The organism is Mucilaginibacter metallidurans (genome assembly GCF_003286435.2).
Classification (GTDB): Bacteria; Bacteroidota; Bacteroidia; order Sphingobacteriales; family Sphingobacteriaceae; genus Mucilaginibacter; species Mucilaginibacter gossypii.
On record NZ_CP043449.1, the window covers coordinates 2,413,953 to 2,430,872 of the forward strand.

The window sequence follows — 16,920 nt, forward strand, 5'->3', positions numbered from 1 at the left end:
GCATGAGAGAGGCCGCAATTTGCGGCCTTTTTTGTTTTAATTATTTGAGTATCTATTTTTACGGTATGACATCACACAAGGAGGGACAGCCTGTCTTATCCAGCTTATTGCGCAGTAACTATTATTACTCCTTAAATGGATTTCGCGGCATTTCAATTATCCTGGTTGTATTTTACCACCTTCAGTTATCTGATAATCATTTTTATACTACAATATTCAATGGTGGGTTGGGGGTAAACATTTTCTTTGTAATAAGTGGTTTTTTAATTACGAGCCTATGTTTAAAAGAAAAAGAAGTAACAGGTGGCTTATCGCTAAAAAAATTTTATATCAGGCGTTTTTTGCGAATATTTCCTTTAGCCTATTTATATATTGGAGTGGTGTTTTTATTAAACCATTTCTACAGTTTAAACATTTCCTGGATTCAATTTTTTGGCTCTGCATTATATCTAATGAATTTTAGCTATTTCCGCAGCCATGATTTCACTTATTACTTTAGTCATTATTGGTCATTATCGGTTGAAGAACAATTTTATCTTCTTTTTCCTTTTATTTTAAAGATAAACAGAACTGCATTTTATTATATCATTATCAGCATTGTATTCACATTGCCGCTGTTGTGTGCAGTGCAACAGTTTGTTCCCGTTTTGAATCGTGGCATTATTTACGGTTTTACTCACTATTTTATAAAGTTTCAATCAATTGGTGTCGGCTGTTTTTTTGCGTTGATGGCGTCCAAAGAAACTTTGAAGGTAATTTGGCTCAAACAAACAAAGGTAGCCGGCAATATTTTGGCTATAATATTAATGTTTGGATTACACTTTGACGAATTTTATACCTTAAAATCACTGTACGTAAACCTGGCGATTTCGGTAATTACCGGCTATTTAATTTTAAGCAATATCATACCCGCAAACGATTGGATTTTTAAGGTGTTAAACAATAAATTTCTGTCATTTATTGGTATGCTATCCTATGGCATATACATATGGCAGCAGTTATTTACTGGCCGGGATAGTAAAATGCTATTAAGCATATTTCCTTACAATGTATTGGGTTTGATTACTGTCCCTTTATTATCGTATTATCTTTATGAACGGCGTTTTCTAAAACTCAAATCAAAATTCACCCGTAAATGATGCTATTGTTGTGAGAAATAAAGGCGCTCGTATTACCTGAGCGCCCTGGGGTAAAGGTGTTATTTTTTTATTTGACGACAATTACTTCAACAAATTCATCCGGATCGTTATTGATATCCATATACTGTTTAAAGTTTTGAATATCCTTATCAACCATATTTTTGAATACCGGGTTTAGTATTTTGGCTATGCCTGCGCCTACACCACCTGCCGGGGGCTGATAGCTGATTACTACATCAACAATGGTACCCTGCCCATCAACCGTATCCTGGAAACGTACTTTACCGGCATTGTTAATCATCGAATCAGACAGCGAACTCCAGCCGATCACTTCATTAGGTTCGTCATGAACAATTTCGGCATGCCAGCTGATTGTAGCTACATTTTTGGGAAGCTTCAAAACCCAGTGTGAATATTTAGAGTCGATGACCTCCACACTTTCCAGGTGTTTCATAAAAAGGGGCAGGTTATCCAGTTTGCGCCAAAATTCATAAACCTTTTGCCGGGGTTTATTCACAATAAACGACGAACGAATATTTACATTTATGGGATTGGTGGATAGTTTACCAATACGTTTGTAAAGCTCACAATGCCCTGTGATACCCCTGTTTAACAAATAGCCACCGGCACCTATTTTTACGATACTTGCAAATGGATTTTTGAAAATATTTTTAAAACCTGAGAAACCGAGCTTCATACCACCAGCGATGGACGTAAAGCGTTCGGGCCAATTCAGGTTTATGCGGTCATCTCCATAAAGCACAGGGAAGTTGTCGGTATATTTTACTATTGTAGTTGCCATAGGTTTTTAAATAGTTGTCGTTTTTAAAACACCCTTTGCGCTACTAAGTTTTCCTGAAGTGAATTTTTATTGCTTTTGGCTATAGTTAAATTTAAATTTAGTTAAATGGGGCAGGTATTTTTTAGGGCGTTTGAGTTCATATTGGTATATCACCTGGCCAAGGTTTTTCAGGAAAGGCAGGCATACCGTTGTGTACTCGTATTTATTATCGTTCAGTATCCCATCTTCATTTGATTGCACGACTGCACTGAGCATAAACTCAACATTGTTTTTAAAATCTACGATATATGCATTATCAATATCATAACCATAACTATCACCAACTTTATTAAAGATCCTGATATCGGGATTAATAACTGCCGTGCTATCCCCGCCATAAAACAAAAACTTGCAATAAGCTGGGAAATATTCGGGGCGGTGATAAGTGGGTTTAGTGTTTTCGGTGGGAAAGGTGCTCATGTAACGATAAATGAAGCGATAGTCGTCTGCTGTTAAGTTAAAGCGCTCAGCTTTTGGGAAAGTTTCCGGGAATAACAATCGTTTAAGCACCATCTGCTGATCGGCAAGAGCGTAAATATTCTTTTCAGAAAAGTCAAGCGGTTTATTGACGAGCCGGTCGCTGCTATCTAAATAGGCTTTGCCCTGCAACATATTTTCCAGGTGCATAGGGTAGTTCGAGGCATCATACAATGCAGGTTTCTGATAAATCAATTTATCGCCGTTATAAAAATCAATAGGGTTGGTATGCCGGGTGCTTTCTCCCGCATCGCCAATAGCCAGCCTGCCTACAATACGAGTGTTATCAAGGTGATATTTTTTTAGTTTTTGATTGATCTCCGCCCGGCCAACAAATTCGTACAGGCGGTTGTACGCAGCGTTATCGCTCACCAGCAAGATTTTTTTAATGTAGTTTTCAATAGATGGGAGACCTGTTGCAGATGATGTGTCCACACGTACCTTGGTTTGGCCGGCAAATGAGCTATCTGTAATCATCACCGACTTGGGGTTTAAGCCTTGCACCTTCAGCTCATTCAACTTTTCAAGGGCAAATATGGCTGTAGGAAGTTTTACTGTACTCGCCGGATAAAAATAATGCTGCGCGTTGAGGTGATAACTATATGAGGTAAAGTGAGGGGTGTTGTTTCTATCCCTGTCTATCCGGGTGTATAGTATCTGTACTTCATTTTGTATGGGGTGGTTTAGGATACCCGAAAAGAATTCGGGATGTTCATGCAGCAAACCCTTCAGAAAAATGGTATCTGGTTGCTGGGCAAAACCGTTAAGTGTGCTCATGATCAGCAGTAAAATACAGAGATATTTCATCATGATAAATATAGTTATGTAATTTGAGGTTAACGGATACTTATTGTACTTTTGCAGCGCTTTAGGTTTCATTATTTGCTTAATGAATTAAAAGGGAATACGGTGTAAATCCGTAACTGTCCCGCAGCTGTAAGCTCCGTAACCGTTGCCAAATCTATAAAGTCACTTTCTGTAAACAGGGGGAAGGCCAGGCAAAATGGGGAGCAAGTCAGAAGACCTGCCAAGGCATTATATGTTATTCATAGCTTTCGGGGATTGAAGCTTGGATGTGAATGCTCTTCGTTTGGCGTGTTTTCATTTTATTCATTTCCGTGTATGCTATTAAGGCTGCATTATTATTTTATACATATCAATCATACATGGAAAAAAAGTACGCTAAAATTACTTTGGGATTCGGTTTGTTAGCTGTTGGTTTATCTACCTCAGCAGCATATGCACAGGATACCACACGCACACTCAATACGGTAGTAGTAACTGCAAGCCGGTCGCCTAAAAAACTGTCAGACATCGGCCGCGTTGTTACCATCATTTCTGCCGATGAGATCAATAAATCGCAGGGTAAATCATTACCTCAATTATTAAATACGGTTGCCGGTATAACTTTTTCAGGTGCAAATAATGCCCCCGGTATCAGCACATCGGTTTTCCTGCGCGGAGCTTCATCTGGCAATACCCTTATCCTGGTTGATGGTTTCCCGGTAAACAACGCTTCAGGCATTGATGGCAGCTATGATCTTAACGCCCTTTCGGTGGATTTGATAGATCATATCGAGATTTTGAAAGGAAGTGGTTCAACGCTTTATGGTTCTGATGCTGTAGCAGGCGTTATTAATATCATCACAAAAAAAGCTAAACAACAGGGATTGACCGGTGGTTTGCAGTTAACAGGCGGCAGCTATAATGCGTTTAAAGAGTCGGCCTCATTAATTGGACAGGTGAAAAATACAGGCATAGCCATTAACCTATCAAATACCGATTCAAAAGGCTTTGCCGCGGCTACAGATACCACTGGCAAAGGCGATTTTAAGAAAGATGGTTTTCACCAACGTTCGGCCAGTGTGAACCTGAGCCAAAATGTCTCATCTAAATTTATTCTTAATGGAAACCTGCAGGTAAGCCACAACACTGGCGACCTGCCTTATGGTGCTTTTACTAATGATAACGATTACACTTATAAAAATACATTTTTATTTGGTGGCGTAGGTGCAAAATTAATTTTGCCAAAAGGTAACCTCAACGTGAACCTGTCGCAAAATACGGTTCAAAATGATTTCACCAACCTTCCGTCTGACAATGGCGGAACCCACCAAGTTACAAAAAATACAGGACGTATAACCAATGCTGAAGCTGTGTTTAATTATGAACTGAATAAGTATTTGGACATTACCAGCGGTGCAGGTTTTAAATACAGCAATACAAGCCAGTATAGTCTGTATGAGTCAACAGCTTACCAGGCACCCGCAAGTATTATCAAAGCCGGTGATGCTACTAATAATATATTCAGCGCTTATACTTCGTTGTTTTTCAAATACGATATCTTTCATATGGAGTTAGGCGGCAGATACAATAATCATAGTAAATATGGCGACAAGTTTACCTACACCATCAACCCATCGTTATACCTTGCCGATCAGTTTAAGATTTTTGGTACAATAGCTTCGGCGTTCAAATCACCTTCGTTATATCAGTTGTTTTCTCAGTATGGCAATCCTAAATTAAATCCTGAGATCACCACATCATACGAAGCAGGCTTTGACTGGGAAATTATTAAAAATACATTGTCATTCAATACGCAGTTTTTCAAGCGTAATACCAAAGATGTAATTTACTTTTTCTCTGAATCGCAGCCGCCGTACGCTTCTTTTTATAAAAACGGACAAGAGCAAAAAGATAAAGGCTTTGAGACCGAGTTAAAATATAGCAACAATAAAATTCACGCATCCGCATATTACGCTTATGTAACAGGCAAGCTAACCGACGAAGCCGGTGCACAAACCAGCAATCTTTACCGCAGGCCTAAGAGTACTTTGGGTGCCAACATCAGTTACGATGTTTTAAACGATTTTCAGGTTGGCGTTAACTACAAATATACAGGCAACCGTACCGATCAGGATTTTTCAACCTATCCTTCAAGTGTGATTACATTGAAGCACTATAACCTGGTAGATTTGCACCTGGGATACAAAGCAACCAAAAGCTTAAATGTTTTTGGCGACCTCAACAACGTTTTAGATACTAAATACGTAGACTGGTTAGGATATAACACCCGCGGTATCAACTTCATGCTTGGTGCCAGGTATCAATTTAAATAGCGCTTGCTTATTGTTCGGATTATTAAGTAATTTTACGCCATATATAAAATCATGACCGCAAAAGATAACACCAACCGCAACCTGTTCCTGATCCTGATGATCCTGGTTGCAGCCACATTCAGGCTTTTAGCATTTAAGTATAAAGAATTGAGTAATTTCAATCCGGTAGGTGCTATTGCATTATTTGGCGGTGCTTATTTTACCTCAAAGTGGAAAGGTTATGCAACAGTGTTGCTTACGCTGTTTTCAACCGATATCATAATCAATTACCTGTATACTGGAAAGTTAACTTTATGGTATGGTGGAGCAGTCTGGGTTTACCTATGCTTTGCATTCATGGTACTTGTTGGTACTTTGCTTGAAAGGGTGAATGTTATTAACGTGCTTTTAGGCTCAATTGCAGCAGTTTTAATTCATTGGTTAATTACTGATTTGCCATGGTTATACGGCACGCTTTATCCGCATACCTTAGCTGGCTACGGTGAATCATTGATTAAGGCTATTCCGTTTGAGAAAAATATGGCATTGGGTACATTAGTATTTAGTGCAATACTTTTTGGTGGTTTTGAACTGGCTAAGAATAAGTACACTTTTCTTCGGGACAAAAAGCAATTGGCTTTATAATATAAAAGCATTTAAATTTAAAGCGGATTGTTGAAAGGCGATCCGCTTTTTTTGTGGCCTAACCAATTATCATCTGTTTATATCGAAATGAAAAACTTAGTAGTATTAACAGGCGCGGGTATCAGCGCCGAAAGTGGTTTAAAAACCTTCAGGGACAGCGATGGGCTTTGGGAAGGGTACAATATTGAAGATGTAGCCACCCCCGAAGCCTGGGAGCATAACCCGGTTATGGTACAGCAATTTTATAACGAGCGCCGTAAATCTGTATTGGAAGCAAAACCTAATGCGGCCCACTATGCACTTGCTGCGCTCGAAGAAAAGTATAAGGTAACCATCATTACTCAAAATATAGATGACCTGCATGAAAGGGCTGGATCAACTAATGTGGTGCATTTGCACGGTATTATTACCCGTTCGCAATCAAGCGTAAAATCCGAGCTTACTTACCCTATTGACGGCTGGGAAATTAAAATGGGCGAGCTTTGTGAATTAGGTTCACAATTGCGTGCACATGTAGTGTGGTTTGGCGAGCCTGTGCCAATGATAGAACACGCAGCCGCGATATGCGTAGGGGCTGATATATTTATGCTTATAGGTTCATCTCTTGCTGTTTACCCGGCCGCAGGGCTTATCGGTTATGTTGACCGTGAGGCGCCAAAATATATTATCGATCCCAATATCCCTTCGGTAAATGTTAAAGGGCCTGTAATTAAAATCCAGGAAAAAGCTACAGTTGGTGTGCCGGCCCTGGTAAATGAATTGCTGAAAGATTAAAATCAATAATTCATTAATTCTCTAATTCAATAATTAAATATGAAGTGTATCTTCAATTGGAGCGGCGGTAAAGACAGCGCCCTCGCTTTATATCATTGCCTGCAAAATCCGGATCTTGAAATCGCCTATCTTGTAACTACGATCAATGACGCGGCCGACAGGATTTCCATGCATGGTGTAAGGACGGAATTACTGACTAAACAAGCAGAAGCTATCGGCATTCCATTATATCAAATCCGCCTGCCCGAAATGCCGGGCATGCAGGAATATGACGATGTAATGCGATACCATTTAAACCGGTTTAAAAATGAAGGTGTAACCCATTCCGTTTTTGGAGATATATTTTTGCAGGACCTAAAAGATTACCGCGATGCACGGTTAAGCGAGGTTGGGCTCAGAGGTATTTACCCATTATGGAAAAGGGATACATCCGAATTGATAAATGAATTTTTGAACCTCGGTTTCGGAACTGTGATAGCCTGTACCCAGCAACGTTTGGAACGCATTGTTGGTAAAGAGATCAGCCGCGAGTTAATTGATGCGTTGCATGACGATGTTGACGTTTGCGGCGAAAACGGGGAGTTCCACACCTTCACTTTTAAAGGGCCGATATTTAAAAACCCAATTGAATACAAAACAGGTGTAAAAATTTTTAAGGAATACGCCGCGCCGAAAAACGCCAATGATTCCTGCGTTTCTGCTACCGATACCAAACCTTCCGGTTTTTGGTATTGCGACCTGCTATTGGCTTGACCTTTCATTTATTCCGTTAAAATCAACGCGCAATAAAATTTTGTTTCATATTATAAGTTATTAATTATCAATATGTTGATTTCATTCTACTCAATTTTTTATTTATGTATTTTGTGAAGATAACGACAAGCGAAACTTAAAAGCATTTGGTTTGCCAAATTAAATTCTGTTTGCTGTATTGATTATTTATAACAATCTGTTTATCATCAATATTAACGGTTTTATTTCAATAATTGTATCTAAAATAAGCGTCTTTATAATCGTTACGCATGTCGATAAATCGGGCGGCTATCTTTTTTAAAAACTCTTCATCAAGCAACTCAAAAACACTGTTAACCCCCTCGGTTAAATCCATTTCCGGGATCTTGTAACTCTGCTCAAGGGAGCCCTGCTCTACCTTTACAATAAACTTATTGTTCATATTCAGGATGGAGATTTTAAAATCGGGATGGGGAAGTTCTGCAATAATTCTCATGTCTGTTTTATTTATTCAATAAACCGTTCAGCGGATCTTTTCCGTAAATGGTGCCAAAGCTGGCGATTGGTTTAAACCGCGCAAAAAGCTCTTCGCTATACCAACCTTCGCTTCTTGTCTTTTTAATTACTTCGGCATGTTCGGGGCTTTTATATGCAAAAGTTTTGACGTGTTCCAGGCTTTCCCAAACAGAAAATGTAGCTTGTCTGTATACTGGAGCTTCACCAACGCCAAATGAATTTATATATCCGGGAGCGGATGTCATTATGTTTGCAACGGTATCTACATTGGCCCAGAAATTCTTTAACCTGCTAAGTTTGATTGTTGCGCGTGTGAGTACGGCGACTGGGCCATTAATGTCGCTTGCATCGGGCTTGCCGAATGGCTCTTTTCCATCCCAACTCCCGTGGCTTTGCAGGGGCTGACAAATCATAGTCCAGCTTTCAGTACCTAACAGCTTCCACCAGGATGGGACGAACGACCTGTTATAAAATGCGTCAAAATTTTCCCTGCTATCCCAGCAAGCCAATAAGCCCCATTGTTGCCAGTCGGGTTCAAGGTCAAATGTTCCGTTTTTTCCAGAGCCAAGAAGTTTGTAAAAACTGCATCCTTTTTGCATCAATAGGGGAAGGCGATGAATAGCCATAGCCAACAGGGCAAAAGGAACAAACAGTTTGCGGTATCGGATTATAGTAAGGCTAACTATCATGTAAATGCTAAATAAAAGATTAAATATGATATTTGCCTTATTTAGTTTCAACGTGGCATCCTTACTTTTACATCATGGCAGAAGATCTAACAATAAATACATCGACCGATAAAGCAGAGCAATACGCAACACTTGTCCCTCAAGTAGAAGCGTTACTTTATGGCGAGCCTGACCTCGTTGCTAATATGGCAAACGTAGCGGCAGCCTTAAAAGAGCAGTTTAAATGGTTTTGGGTAGGTTTTTACCTGGTTAAAGAAAACGAATTGGTTTTAGGGCCTTTCCAGGGTCCGGTTGCATGTACCCGCATTGGCTTGGGGAAAGGCGTTTGCGGAGCGGCATGGCAGCAGGCTAAAACTTTGGTTGTGCCAGATGTTGATGCATTTCCCGGGCATATTGCCTGTAGCTCACTTTCCCGCTCGGAAATTGTAGTGCCGGTATTTAAAGATAACGAAGTTGTAGCAGTGCTGGATGTGGATAGCGAATTACTTGATCAGTTTAATGAAACCGATGCGCAATATCTTGAACAAATAATAAAGCTTATTAATTTTTAATGAGCAGGATCTATCTTATTGCCGGTCTCGGTGCTGATACGCGTGTATACAACAATATTAACCTCAGTGATGAGCATGAGGTAATTACAGTAGACTGGATAGAACCGAATTCAAAAGACACTTTAGTTAGTTATGCTCAAAAGCTTATTTATCAATACAATATAAAATCAAACTCAGTACTGATCGGCAACTCCTTAGGCGGGATTGTCGCTGTTAAAATGGCGAAGCTCATCCCTGTCGAAAAGGTTATTTTGATTTCCAGTATTAAAACCAGTGATGAGGCGCCATGGTATTTTAGCCTTTTTCGCGCTTTGCCTGTTTACAAACTTGTCCCGGGAAAAGTATTTAATTTGATGGGGTTTATGATCAAACCTTTGTTTGGTCACATGAGCCAGGAGGATGCCTGGTTATTTAGCGATATGCTCAAAAGATCATCGCCAGTATTTATGAAATGGGCCATGTATGCCATTTTGCACTGGAAGAACGAAGCTATCCCGCCAAACCTCTATCACATCACTGGTGATATGGATTTGGTGTTTGATTACAAAAGAATAAAAAACGCCACCATTGTTAAAGGAGGTACACATATCATGATCTTTGACAAGGCAAAAGAGATTAACAAATTATTGAAGGGGATCCTGAAAAAATGAAAATACCTGAAAGTTATTACCTGGGTAACGATGTTGTAAATATCAGTAAAGACCTGTTAGGTAAGTATTTATTTACTTGTATTGATGGTATAATAACAGGAGGATATATTGTGGAAACAGAGGCTTATAACGGTGCAATAGATAAAGCTTCTCACGCTTTTGGTAATCGACTTACCCCCCGAACTAAAACCATGTTCATGCGGGGTGGTATTGCATATGTTTACCTCTGTTATGGTATTCATGAAATGTTTAATATCGTTACCTCAAGCGAAGGGCATCCGCAGGCAATTCTTATCCGGGCAATTCAACCTACTGATGGGATTGAAGCAATGCAGGTACGGCGCAATATGCCGGTTCTTAAGCCAACCATAACTGCCGGGCCCGGTTCGGTAGCCAAGGCGTTAGGCATTTCGCGCAATATCAATGCGTTTAGTTTGCAAGGTGATACGATCTGGCTTGAAGACCGTGGCCTTCATTTTCCGGATAATCAAATAAAAGCCGTCCCACGAATAGGAGTGGCTTACGCTGCTGAAGATGCCTTGCTGCCTTATCGTTTCTATGTAAAAGGCAATATTTACGTGAGCAAGCCCAACAAATAAGCTTCCTATTTTGTATTATTGGCGAATGAACTATCAAAACGATCTGGCGTTTGCCCGGCGGCAGGATGAGCAGGATTCATTAAAAAATTTCCGAAGTCGTTTTTTAATTCCGCAGCACAATGGTGAAGACGCGTTTTACCTTTGCGGTAACTCGCTTGGCTTGCAACCGGTTTCCGCGCAACAATATTTAGCCGATCAATTAAACACCTGGAAAAACCTTGCTGTTGAAGGTTGGTTTCAGGGTGATGAGCCATGGCTCGATTATCACAAGCAACTTATAGGTTCAATTTCGAGGATAGTAGGTGCAAACGAAAATGAGGTTGCTGTAATGAATTCACTTACAGTAAATCTTCATTTATTGCTGGTAAGTTTCTATCAACCAAATAGTAAACGATTTAAGATAATAATGGAAGGAGGGGCCTTCCCTTCAGATCAGTATGCTATAGAAAGCCAGGTTAAGTTCCATGCACTTGATCCTAAGGAAGCTATAATCGAGATTTTTCCACGTGAAGGAGAGGTTATTTTACGTACCGAAGATATTCTCAAAACTATCGATAAAAATAAAGATGAGCTTGCTTTGGTGCTATTTGGTGGGATAAATTATTACACAGGGCAGTTCTTTGATCTTAAAGCAATAACTGATGCAGCCCATGCCGCAGGTGCCTATGCCGGTTTTGATCTGGCCCATGCTGCAGGAAATGTACCATTGCAATTGCACGACTGGGGCGCTGATTTCGCTTGCTGGTGTTCGTACAAGTACATGAATTCAGGTCCGGGCGGTATTAGCGGCATTTTTGTGCATGAACGCCATTTTACCGATAAGGAATTGAACAGATTTGCGGGTTGGTGGGGATATCGTCGTGATAAGCAGTTTTTGATGGCTCCGGGCTTTGATCCGGAAGTTGGGGCAGCCGGCTGGCAGGTAAGCACCAGTCCAATTCCGCTCCTCGCTTTATTTAAAGCTTCTATGGCTATTTTTGATGATGCGGGCGGATTAGGTACCCTTCGTCAAAAAAGCATTCATTTAACGGGATATTTGGAGTTTTTAATTCAGGGCATTAATAAACAACAGGGTGAAGAGATTTATAGGATCATCACACCCGCCGATCCAGTTGCCCGCGGCTGCCAGCTTTCGGTGGTTTGTAAACGAAATGCCAAAGTTATTTTCAACTACCTTGCGCAAAATGGCGTGATAGGCGATTGGCGCGAACCGGATGTGATCCGCCTGAGCCCTGTTCCGCTTTACAATACATTTGAGGATGTTTACCAAACAGCCAGGTTGATGGCTGATGCACTAAAAGGTGTTTAAATTTTCAGACTTATATGGTTTATTACAATCCCAAAGAATGGTTTTCATTCATTTTTAAAATAAACAAGGCCGAAACGCTGCGCGAGTTATTTCCACTTATGCTTGCCGTAGGTGCATATGCAGGTGTTGTTACTTATTTCCTGATTGATTTTTGGCAGCTACCCGATACAAGCATACTTAAGAAGGTAATCTTTATACATCAAACAATAGGTTTCGTATTCTCCTTATTGCTCGCATTTCGTATCAACTCTGCTTATGACCGCTGGTGGGAAGGGCGTAAGATTTGGGGAAGCCTGGTTAACAATAGCCGCAACCTTGCCATCAAATTAAAACATCTGATTGGCGAAAATGAACTGGCTTTTTTTAATTACGCTATTCCCCGTTATGCAAGAGCCCTGAGAGATCATTTACGGGATGAATATATTCCGGAGGAGCAGTCGTTTATTGATGTTGATGCACAAAAACATGTACCCAACCAGGTAGCTTCTGAAATAATTAAAAACATTTACAGGTTAAATAAAGAAGGTGCTATCAACCCGGAGCAATTGTTTAGCATAACCGCTGAAATTACTTCTTTTACAGATATTTGCGGCGCATGTGAACGAATTAAGAAAACGCCTATTCCGTTTTCGTACAATGTTTTTATCAAGAAATTTATCTTTACGTACATCATGACCCTGCCGTTTACCTGGGCCTTTGACCTCAAATATTTTATTATCCCGATAATCTGCTTTGTACTTTTTGTTTTTGCGAGTATTGAGTTATTAGCTGAAGAAATTGAGGATCCTTTTGGTCGGGATGCTAATGATTTACCGTTGGATAGCATTTGCGACAACATTCAAAAACATGTTGGAGAGTTGATAGGATAGAAGGTATGCTCAAAATAGCTTACGATCCGATATATTCCCATCCGCTGCCCGAAGGGCACCGCTTTCCTATGCTGAAGTATGAACTGATCCCGGGCCAGTTATTATATGAAGGCGTGATAGGCAGGAATAATCTGTTTTCGCCGGGGCTGCTGGAAGAAAATATCATTACCCGTACCCATGATGAAAATTACTGGCACCGGCTTCGAGACCTCACGCTTTCACCGAAGGAACAACGCCGCACGGGTTTTCCTTTATCGGCGCAATTGGTTGAACGGGAGATCAGGATAGCAAAAGGCACAATTGATGGCTGCCGGTACGCTTTTGACGATGGTGTCGCGTTCAATGTTGCAGGCGGTACACATCACGCAGGCAGTAACTGGGGTGAAGGTTTCTGCCTGTTAAATGACCAAGCCATTGCAGCTAATTATTTATTAGACAATAAATTATCCAAATCTATCTTAATAATTGATTTAGATGTGCATCAAGGCAACGGCACAGCTGAGATCTTTGAAAATGAGTCCAGGGTATTTACTTTCTCAATGCATGGGGCTAACAATTTCCCTTACAGAAAGGAGCAATCTGATCTGGATATCCCTTTAAAAGATGGCGTAAGTGATGGCGAGTTTCTCGACATACTTAAGACAACGCTGCCGCGATTGATTGAGCAACATAAGCCCGACTTTATCTTTTACCTTTCGGGTGTTGATATTTTGGCTACTGATAAGCTGGGTAAGCTTGTATTAAGTAAAGACGCATGTAAAGCCCGTGATCAGTTTGTTTTTGAACAATGCATCAAACACGATGTCCCCGTGCAGGTAAGTATGGGAGGAGGGTATTCACCACAAATTAAAGATATTGTGGAAGCGCACTGTAATACGTTCAAGGCGGCTATCGACCTCTATTTTTAATCCTTTGCTATTACTGGTATTACCGGCTTTTGCTTGCGGCTTTTGCTCAACAGGTTAAACCGTACAAATAAAAGTACCGATGCGGTTCCAAGGCCCAGCACAAGGCCATACCAAACCCCATAAACCCCAAGGTTTAATTTAATACCAAGCAGGTAACCAACAGGCAAACCAATTATCCAATACGCCAGAAAAGTAATAACAGTTGGGATATTTACATCGCCCATACCCCTTAGTACACCAAGCCCAACAACCTGCGCACCATCAAACAGCTGGAAAAATGCTGCAATTATAAGTAGCTGTGATGCAATGGTTATTACTTCTTTATCCGAGGTAATAATCCATGGTAAAAGATGCCTGCCTAAAGCAAATACTACTGCCGTAAACGTCATAAATAGCAATACAATGTGATAATTGGATATAGCCGCAAGCCTTAAATTACGATGATCACTTACACCAAAATAATTGCCCGATTTAATTGCTGCAGCCGCACCGATGCCGCTTGCCATCATATAAGTCATGGATGCCATAGTTATAGTAACCTGGTGTGCGGCCTGCGCAACTACGCCGATGGTACCAACCAATAATGCAGCGCCGCCAAAGGCGCTGATTTCAAATGTGTACTGCATTGCCACAGGCGCACCGATTTTCATGATCTGGATACCTCGAAGCCTATCGATATGCTTAATGGCAAAATCTGTTAAATAAGTTTTAAAATTTTTTGAACGGAAAACATAGATACCCATAACAGTTGCCATTAAGCAACGATCAATCAGTGTACTGTAGCCAACACCTCTGATACCCATTGGTTGGATGCCAAACAGGCCCTTAACAAAAATTATCCCGAACAAAATATTAATAAGGTTACCCCATATCGATATCATCATGGCCTGTTTAGTAAAACCCAAACCTTCTGCAAATTGCTTAAACGTGTTAAAAATGAGCAAGGGGATTAGGGACAAGCTAAGCAAAAATAAATATGGCTTAGCCTCTTTCACAACCTCGGGCGACTGGTAAAGGTGGCCGATAAGCAACATGGTGCCAAAGTAGATTCCGGAAAACAGGATGATTCCGCTCAGTATATTCAGGAATAAACTATTGGATAATAACAGACCGCATTCTTTGTGATTTTTGCGGCCATTATTTTGGGCGATAAGTGGTGTTAAACCATAGGAGATCCCCATTCCAATCACCAGCGGAACCATAAAGAGGCTATTTACTGTTGATACCGCAGCCAAAGAAACAGTGCCCGCAAAATGCCCCACAATAATAGTATCAGACATTTGAACGAGCGTATGCCCTACGTTTGATATAATTACCGGGATAGCCAATTTAAGGCTTTCAAGATAATAAGGTTTGTATTTTTGGTAAACGGCTCTCATAATTACTGTTACAACAGGAGCGCAAAAGTAACCATTCGGGCACACAGAAAAGTCAGCAGGCTGTATAATATTCTTCCTTTTCGGTTGTGTTGATCTTGATCAGGCCTGATAATATCAGGTCAACAAGTACATTTTGAGCACGACGGCGCCCAACTTTAAGCAGCTCGCTGCATTCTTTTATGGTAATGCGGCCAGCTTTTTCCAAATGGCCAAGTAAGGTACTCTCGTTTTCAGAATACTCAATTAAAACACCCTGATTATTTGACGAACGTTTTAAAACTTCCAGCACAATTTTACTGGCTAATACGCTTTTATCTTTAACGCGTACGTAAGCCCACCATTTACCATCTTCGGCCAGGGCATAATGAGGCTTTAGCTCGCTTGGGGGTATCCCTACAACGAGTACCAATTTATCATCAAAATATACCTCTTCAAAAACAGGTTCAAGCGCCGGCCTTGAAAAAAAATGAGCTGCCTTTGTTATCATGTACCTTTCTTCGTCGTCTGATTTCACACCCTTTATTGTGCCGTCATCAGTAACCCCAATAAGTAATTTACCACCTTTGTTGTTAGCAAATGATACCATTGTCCGGGCTATTTTTTCACAACTGGTTATCGTTTTTTTAAAATCGACAGTAACCCCTTCACCTTCAAAAATCAGCTTCTTAACGTTTGTTTTGTTCATAGCCTTTTGATTATTATTAGGGCTTAATATATGGTGTAAAAATTTCCATCCAGTTTTCCGGGCGGGAGAGTGGCGAAAAACCAAATTGATTATACAAGTTATGCGCATCCAATGTAGCTAACGACCATCTTCTTAAACCTTTCAAATCCGGATGTTTAACAATTGTTTGTATTAACCATTTAGAAAGGCTTTTACCACGATAAGCAGGCAGGACAAATACATCGCAGATATAAGCAAACGTAGCATTATCGGTAACAACACGTGCAAAGCCCGCCTGTTCATGGTTTAGATAAATACCAAAACACATGGAGTTTTCGATGGCTTTTGCCATTTTTTGTCGCGGGATGCCTTTTGCCCAGTATGATTCATTATTCAGATAATCATAAATAACATCAACGTTAAGCAGGTTTTTATCAGTTGAGATCATGAAGCCTTTTTTTTTAAACGCTTCGTCATTCATAATTACAGTCATCAGTATAAGTTATATTGTAGTATCAGTAAAGTTTAAGTTTCGAACATACACCTCAATCATGAGAGATACGCATATTTCGCCATCTTTATTGTAAATGTCAATAGGGAACGAGCGAATAAATTTCCCAGCTGTATTTAAAACATGCTCTGCTTCGGCTATATCACTGTCTGATAGCTCGATATCAAAAAATAAATTTGTTGCTGCCGGCCTTGCGTATTTTACCGTTGCCGATTTCGACCAAACAGTAAGTTTATAACCTTTATGGCTAAATATTTGATAAAACAGGATAGGGTAAAAGGGATCTGCGGCCGAGAAAAGCGTACCGCCAAAAATTGAGTTATTGTAGTTTTTATTGAGAAAACTCTTCCTGACTTTTACCTTAACACCGCGATAGCCTTTGCTGAATTTAACTACCCAGATACGCTGGAAAAGGAGAGGAGGGTAGAAGCGCATTACCCACTTTAATAATCCTTCGGATACTACCATAGCGCTTAAAGATCAGAAAAAAATTAAACAATAGGTGGCAAATGTGAATCAAACAGGCGTATGTTTAAAAATAAAAAGATAATAAAATCCAGAATTACCGG

Annotated in this window: 19 protein-coding genes and 1 riboswitch; of the genes, 11 read left to right on the plus strand and 8 right to left on the minus strand. The window is 40.3% G+C overall.

Features of this window, described 5'->3' with window-relative positions:
• The first annotated feature begins 65 nt into the window (after window positions 1-65).
• Window positions 66-1,139 carry an acyltransferase family protein gene (locus DIU38_RS34845; protein ID WP_167516137.1) on the plus strand — a complete coding sequence of 358 codons (1,074 nt, stop codon included), beginning with the start codon at window positions 66-68 and terminating at the stop codon, window positions 1,137-1,139.
• A gap of 67 nt (window positions 1,140-1,206) precedes the next feature.
• On the opposite strand, the gene DIU38_RS10445 is transcribed toward DIU38_RS34845, so the two are convergent.
• Window positions 1,207-1,941 carry an SRPBCC family protein gene (locus tag DIU38_RS10445; RefSeq protein ID WP_112652289.1) on the minus strand — a complete coding sequence of 245 codons (735 nt, stop codon included), beginning with the start codon at window positions 1,939-1,941 and terminating at the stop codon, window positions 1,207-1,209.
• A 66-nt stretch (window positions 1,942-2,007) separates the two neighbouring features.
• Window positions 2,008-3,267 (minus strand): serine hydrolase, encoded by a 1,260-nt coding sequence (locus DIU38_RS10450; protein WP_317132431.1) that lies wholly within the window; start codon window positions 3,265-3,267, stop codon window positions 2,008-2,010.
• Window positions 3,268-3,309: 42 nt separating this feature from the next.
• A riboswitch (cobalamin riboswitch) is annotated at window positions 3,310-3,503 on the plus strand.
• A 120-nt stretch (window positions 3,504-3,623) separates the two neighbouring features.
• On the opposite strand from DIU38_RS10450, the gene DIU38_RS10455 reads away from it, so the two are divergent.
• The 4 genes from DIU38_RS10455 (at window position 3,624) to DIU38_RS10470 (ending at window position 7,727) form a co-directional block, all read left to right on the plus strand.
• Window positions 3,624-5,576 carry a TonB-dependent receptor plug domain-containing protein gene (locus DIU38_RS10455; protein ID WP_167516138.1) on the plus strand — a complete coding sequence of 651 codons (1,953 nt, stop codon included), beginning with the start codon at window positions 3,624-3,626 and terminating at the stop codon, window positions 5,574-5,576.
• Between the two features lie 51 nt (window positions 5,577-5,627).
• The gene (locus tag DIU38_RS10460) at window positions 5,628-6,200 is read left to right on the plus strand and encodes a DUF6580 family putative transport protein (RefSeq protein ID WP_112652286.1); all 573 of its coding nucleotides are present in this window, start codon (window positions 5,628-5,630) and stop codon (window positions 6,198-6,200) included.
• A gap of 87 nt (window positions 6,201-6,287) precedes the next feature.
• The gene (locus DIU38_RS10465; protein ID WP_112652536.1) at window positions 6,288-6,974 is read left to right on the plus strand and encodes an SIR2 family NAD-dependent protein deacylase; all 687 of its coding nucleotides are present in this window, start codon (window positions 6,288-6,290) and stop codon (window positions 6,972-6,974) included.
• Window positions 6,975-7,013: 39 nt separating this feature from the next.
• Window positions 7,014-7,727, plus strand: coding sequence for a Dph6-related ATP pyrophosphatase (locus DIU38_RS10470; RefSeq protein WP_112652285.1), 714 nt, complete (start codon window positions 7,014-7,016; stop codon window positions 7,725-7,727).
• A gap of 226 nt (window positions 7,728-7,953) precedes the next feature.
• On the opposite strand, the gene DIU38_RS10475 is transcribed toward DIU38_RS10470, so the two are convergent.
• Together DIU38_RS10475 and DIU38_RS10480 are read right to left on the minus strand one after the other, a co-directional pair.
• Window positions 7,954-8,202 (minus strand): hypothetical protein, encoded by a 249-nt coding sequence (locus DIU38_RS10475; protein ID WP_091164687.1) that lies wholly within the window; start codon window positions 8,200-8,202, stop codon window positions 7,954-7,956.
• 7 nt (window positions 8,203-8,209) lie between these two features.
• Window positions 8,210-8,911, minus strand: a complete 702-nt coding sequence (locus tag DIU38_RS10480) for a DUF3291 domain-containing protein (RefSeq protein ID WP_112652284.1) — start codon at window positions 8,909-8,911, stop codon at window positions 8,210-8,212.
• A 74-nt stretch (window positions 8,912-8,985) separates the two neighbouring features.
• Here DIU38_RS10480 and DIU38_RS10485 point away from each other — a divergent pair, with 74 nt between their 5' ends.
• The 6 genes from DIU38_RS10485 to DIU38_RS10510 are packed head-to-tail and all read left to right on the plus strand — an operon-like array spanning window position 8,986 to window position 13,797.
• Window positions 8,986-9,462, plus strand: coding sequence for a GAF domain-containing protein (locus tag DIU38_RS10485; RefSeq protein WP_112652283.1), 477 nt, complete (start codon window positions 8,986-8,988; stop codon window positions 9,460-9,462).
• Window positions 9,462-10,112: an alpha/beta hydrolase gene (locus DIU38_RS10490; RefSeq protein ID WP_112652282.1), complete on the plus strand. Its 651-nt coding sequence runs from the start codon at window positions 9,462-9,464 to the stop codon at window positions 10,110-10,112. The genes DIU38_RS10485 and DIU38_RS10490 overlap by 1 nt, the downstream gene beginning before the upstream one ends.
• Window positions 10,109-10,711, plus strand: a complete 603-nt coding sequence (locus DIU38_RS10495; protein WP_112652281.1) for a DNA-3-methyladenine glycosylase — start codon at window positions 10,109-10,111, stop codon at window positions 10,709-10,711. The genes DIU38_RS10490 and DIU38_RS10495 overlap by 4 nt, the downstream gene beginning before the upstream one ends.
• 25 nt (window positions 10,712-10,736) lie before the next feature.
• Window positions 10,737-12,020: a kynureninase gene (kynU, locus tag DIU38_RS10500; protein ID WP_112652280.1), complete on the plus strand. Its 1,284-nt coding sequence runs from the start codon at window positions 10,737-10,739 to the stop codon at window positions 12,018-12,020.
• A gap of 14 nt (window positions 12,021-12,034) precedes the next feature.
• Entirely contained in the window at window positions 12,035-12,889 is an 855-nt protein-coding gene (locus DIU38_RS10505; RefSeq protein ID WP_112652279.1) for a bestrophin family protein, read from the plus strand.
• Window positions 12,890-12,894: 5 nt separating this feature from the next.
• A complete protein-coding gene (locus DIU38_RS10510; RefSeq protein ID WP_112652278.1) occupies window positions 12,895-13,797 on the plus strand; it encodes a histone deacetylase family protein in 903 nt (300 codons plus the stop codon).
• Here the strand turns inward: DIU38_RS10510 and DIU38_RS10515 are convergent.
• Genes DIU38_RS10515 through DIU38_RS10530 form a run of 4 tightly spaced genes read right to left on the minus strand, consistent with a single transcriptional unit; the run spans window position 13,794 to window position 16,819 of the window.
• Window positions 13,794-15,176 carry an MATE family efflux transporter gene (locus DIU38_RS10515; protein ID WP_112652277.1) on the minus strand — a complete coding sequence of 461 codons (1,383 nt, stop codon included), beginning with the start codon at window positions 15,174-15,176 and terminating at the stop codon, window positions 13,794-13,796. The two genes, DIU38_RS10510 and DIU38_RS10515, sit on opposite strands and share 4 nt — an antisense overlap.
• Before the next feature lie 52 nt (window positions 15,177-15,228).
• Window positions 15,229-15,861, minus strand: a complete 633-nt coding sequence (locus tag DIU38_RS10520) for an AlbA family DNA-binding domain-containing protein (RefSeq protein WP_112652276.1) — start codon at window positions 15,859-15,861, stop codon at window positions 15,229-15,231.
• Window positions 15,862-15,877: 16 nt separating this feature from the next.
• Entirely contained in the window at window positions 15,878-16,333 is a 456-nt protein-coding gene (locus DIU38_RS10525; RefSeq protein ID WP_149354071.1) for a GNAT family N-acetyltransferase, read from the minus strand.
• Window positions 16,334-16,342: 9 nt separating this feature from the next.
• Window positions 16,343-16,819 (minus strand): DUF4442 domain-containing protein, encoded by a 477-nt coding sequence (locus tag DIU38_RS10530; RefSeq protein WP_091164644.1) that lies wholly within the window; start codon window positions 16,817-16,819, stop codon window positions 16,343-16,345.
• Between the last annotated feature and the right edge of the window lie 101 nt (window positions 16,820-16,920).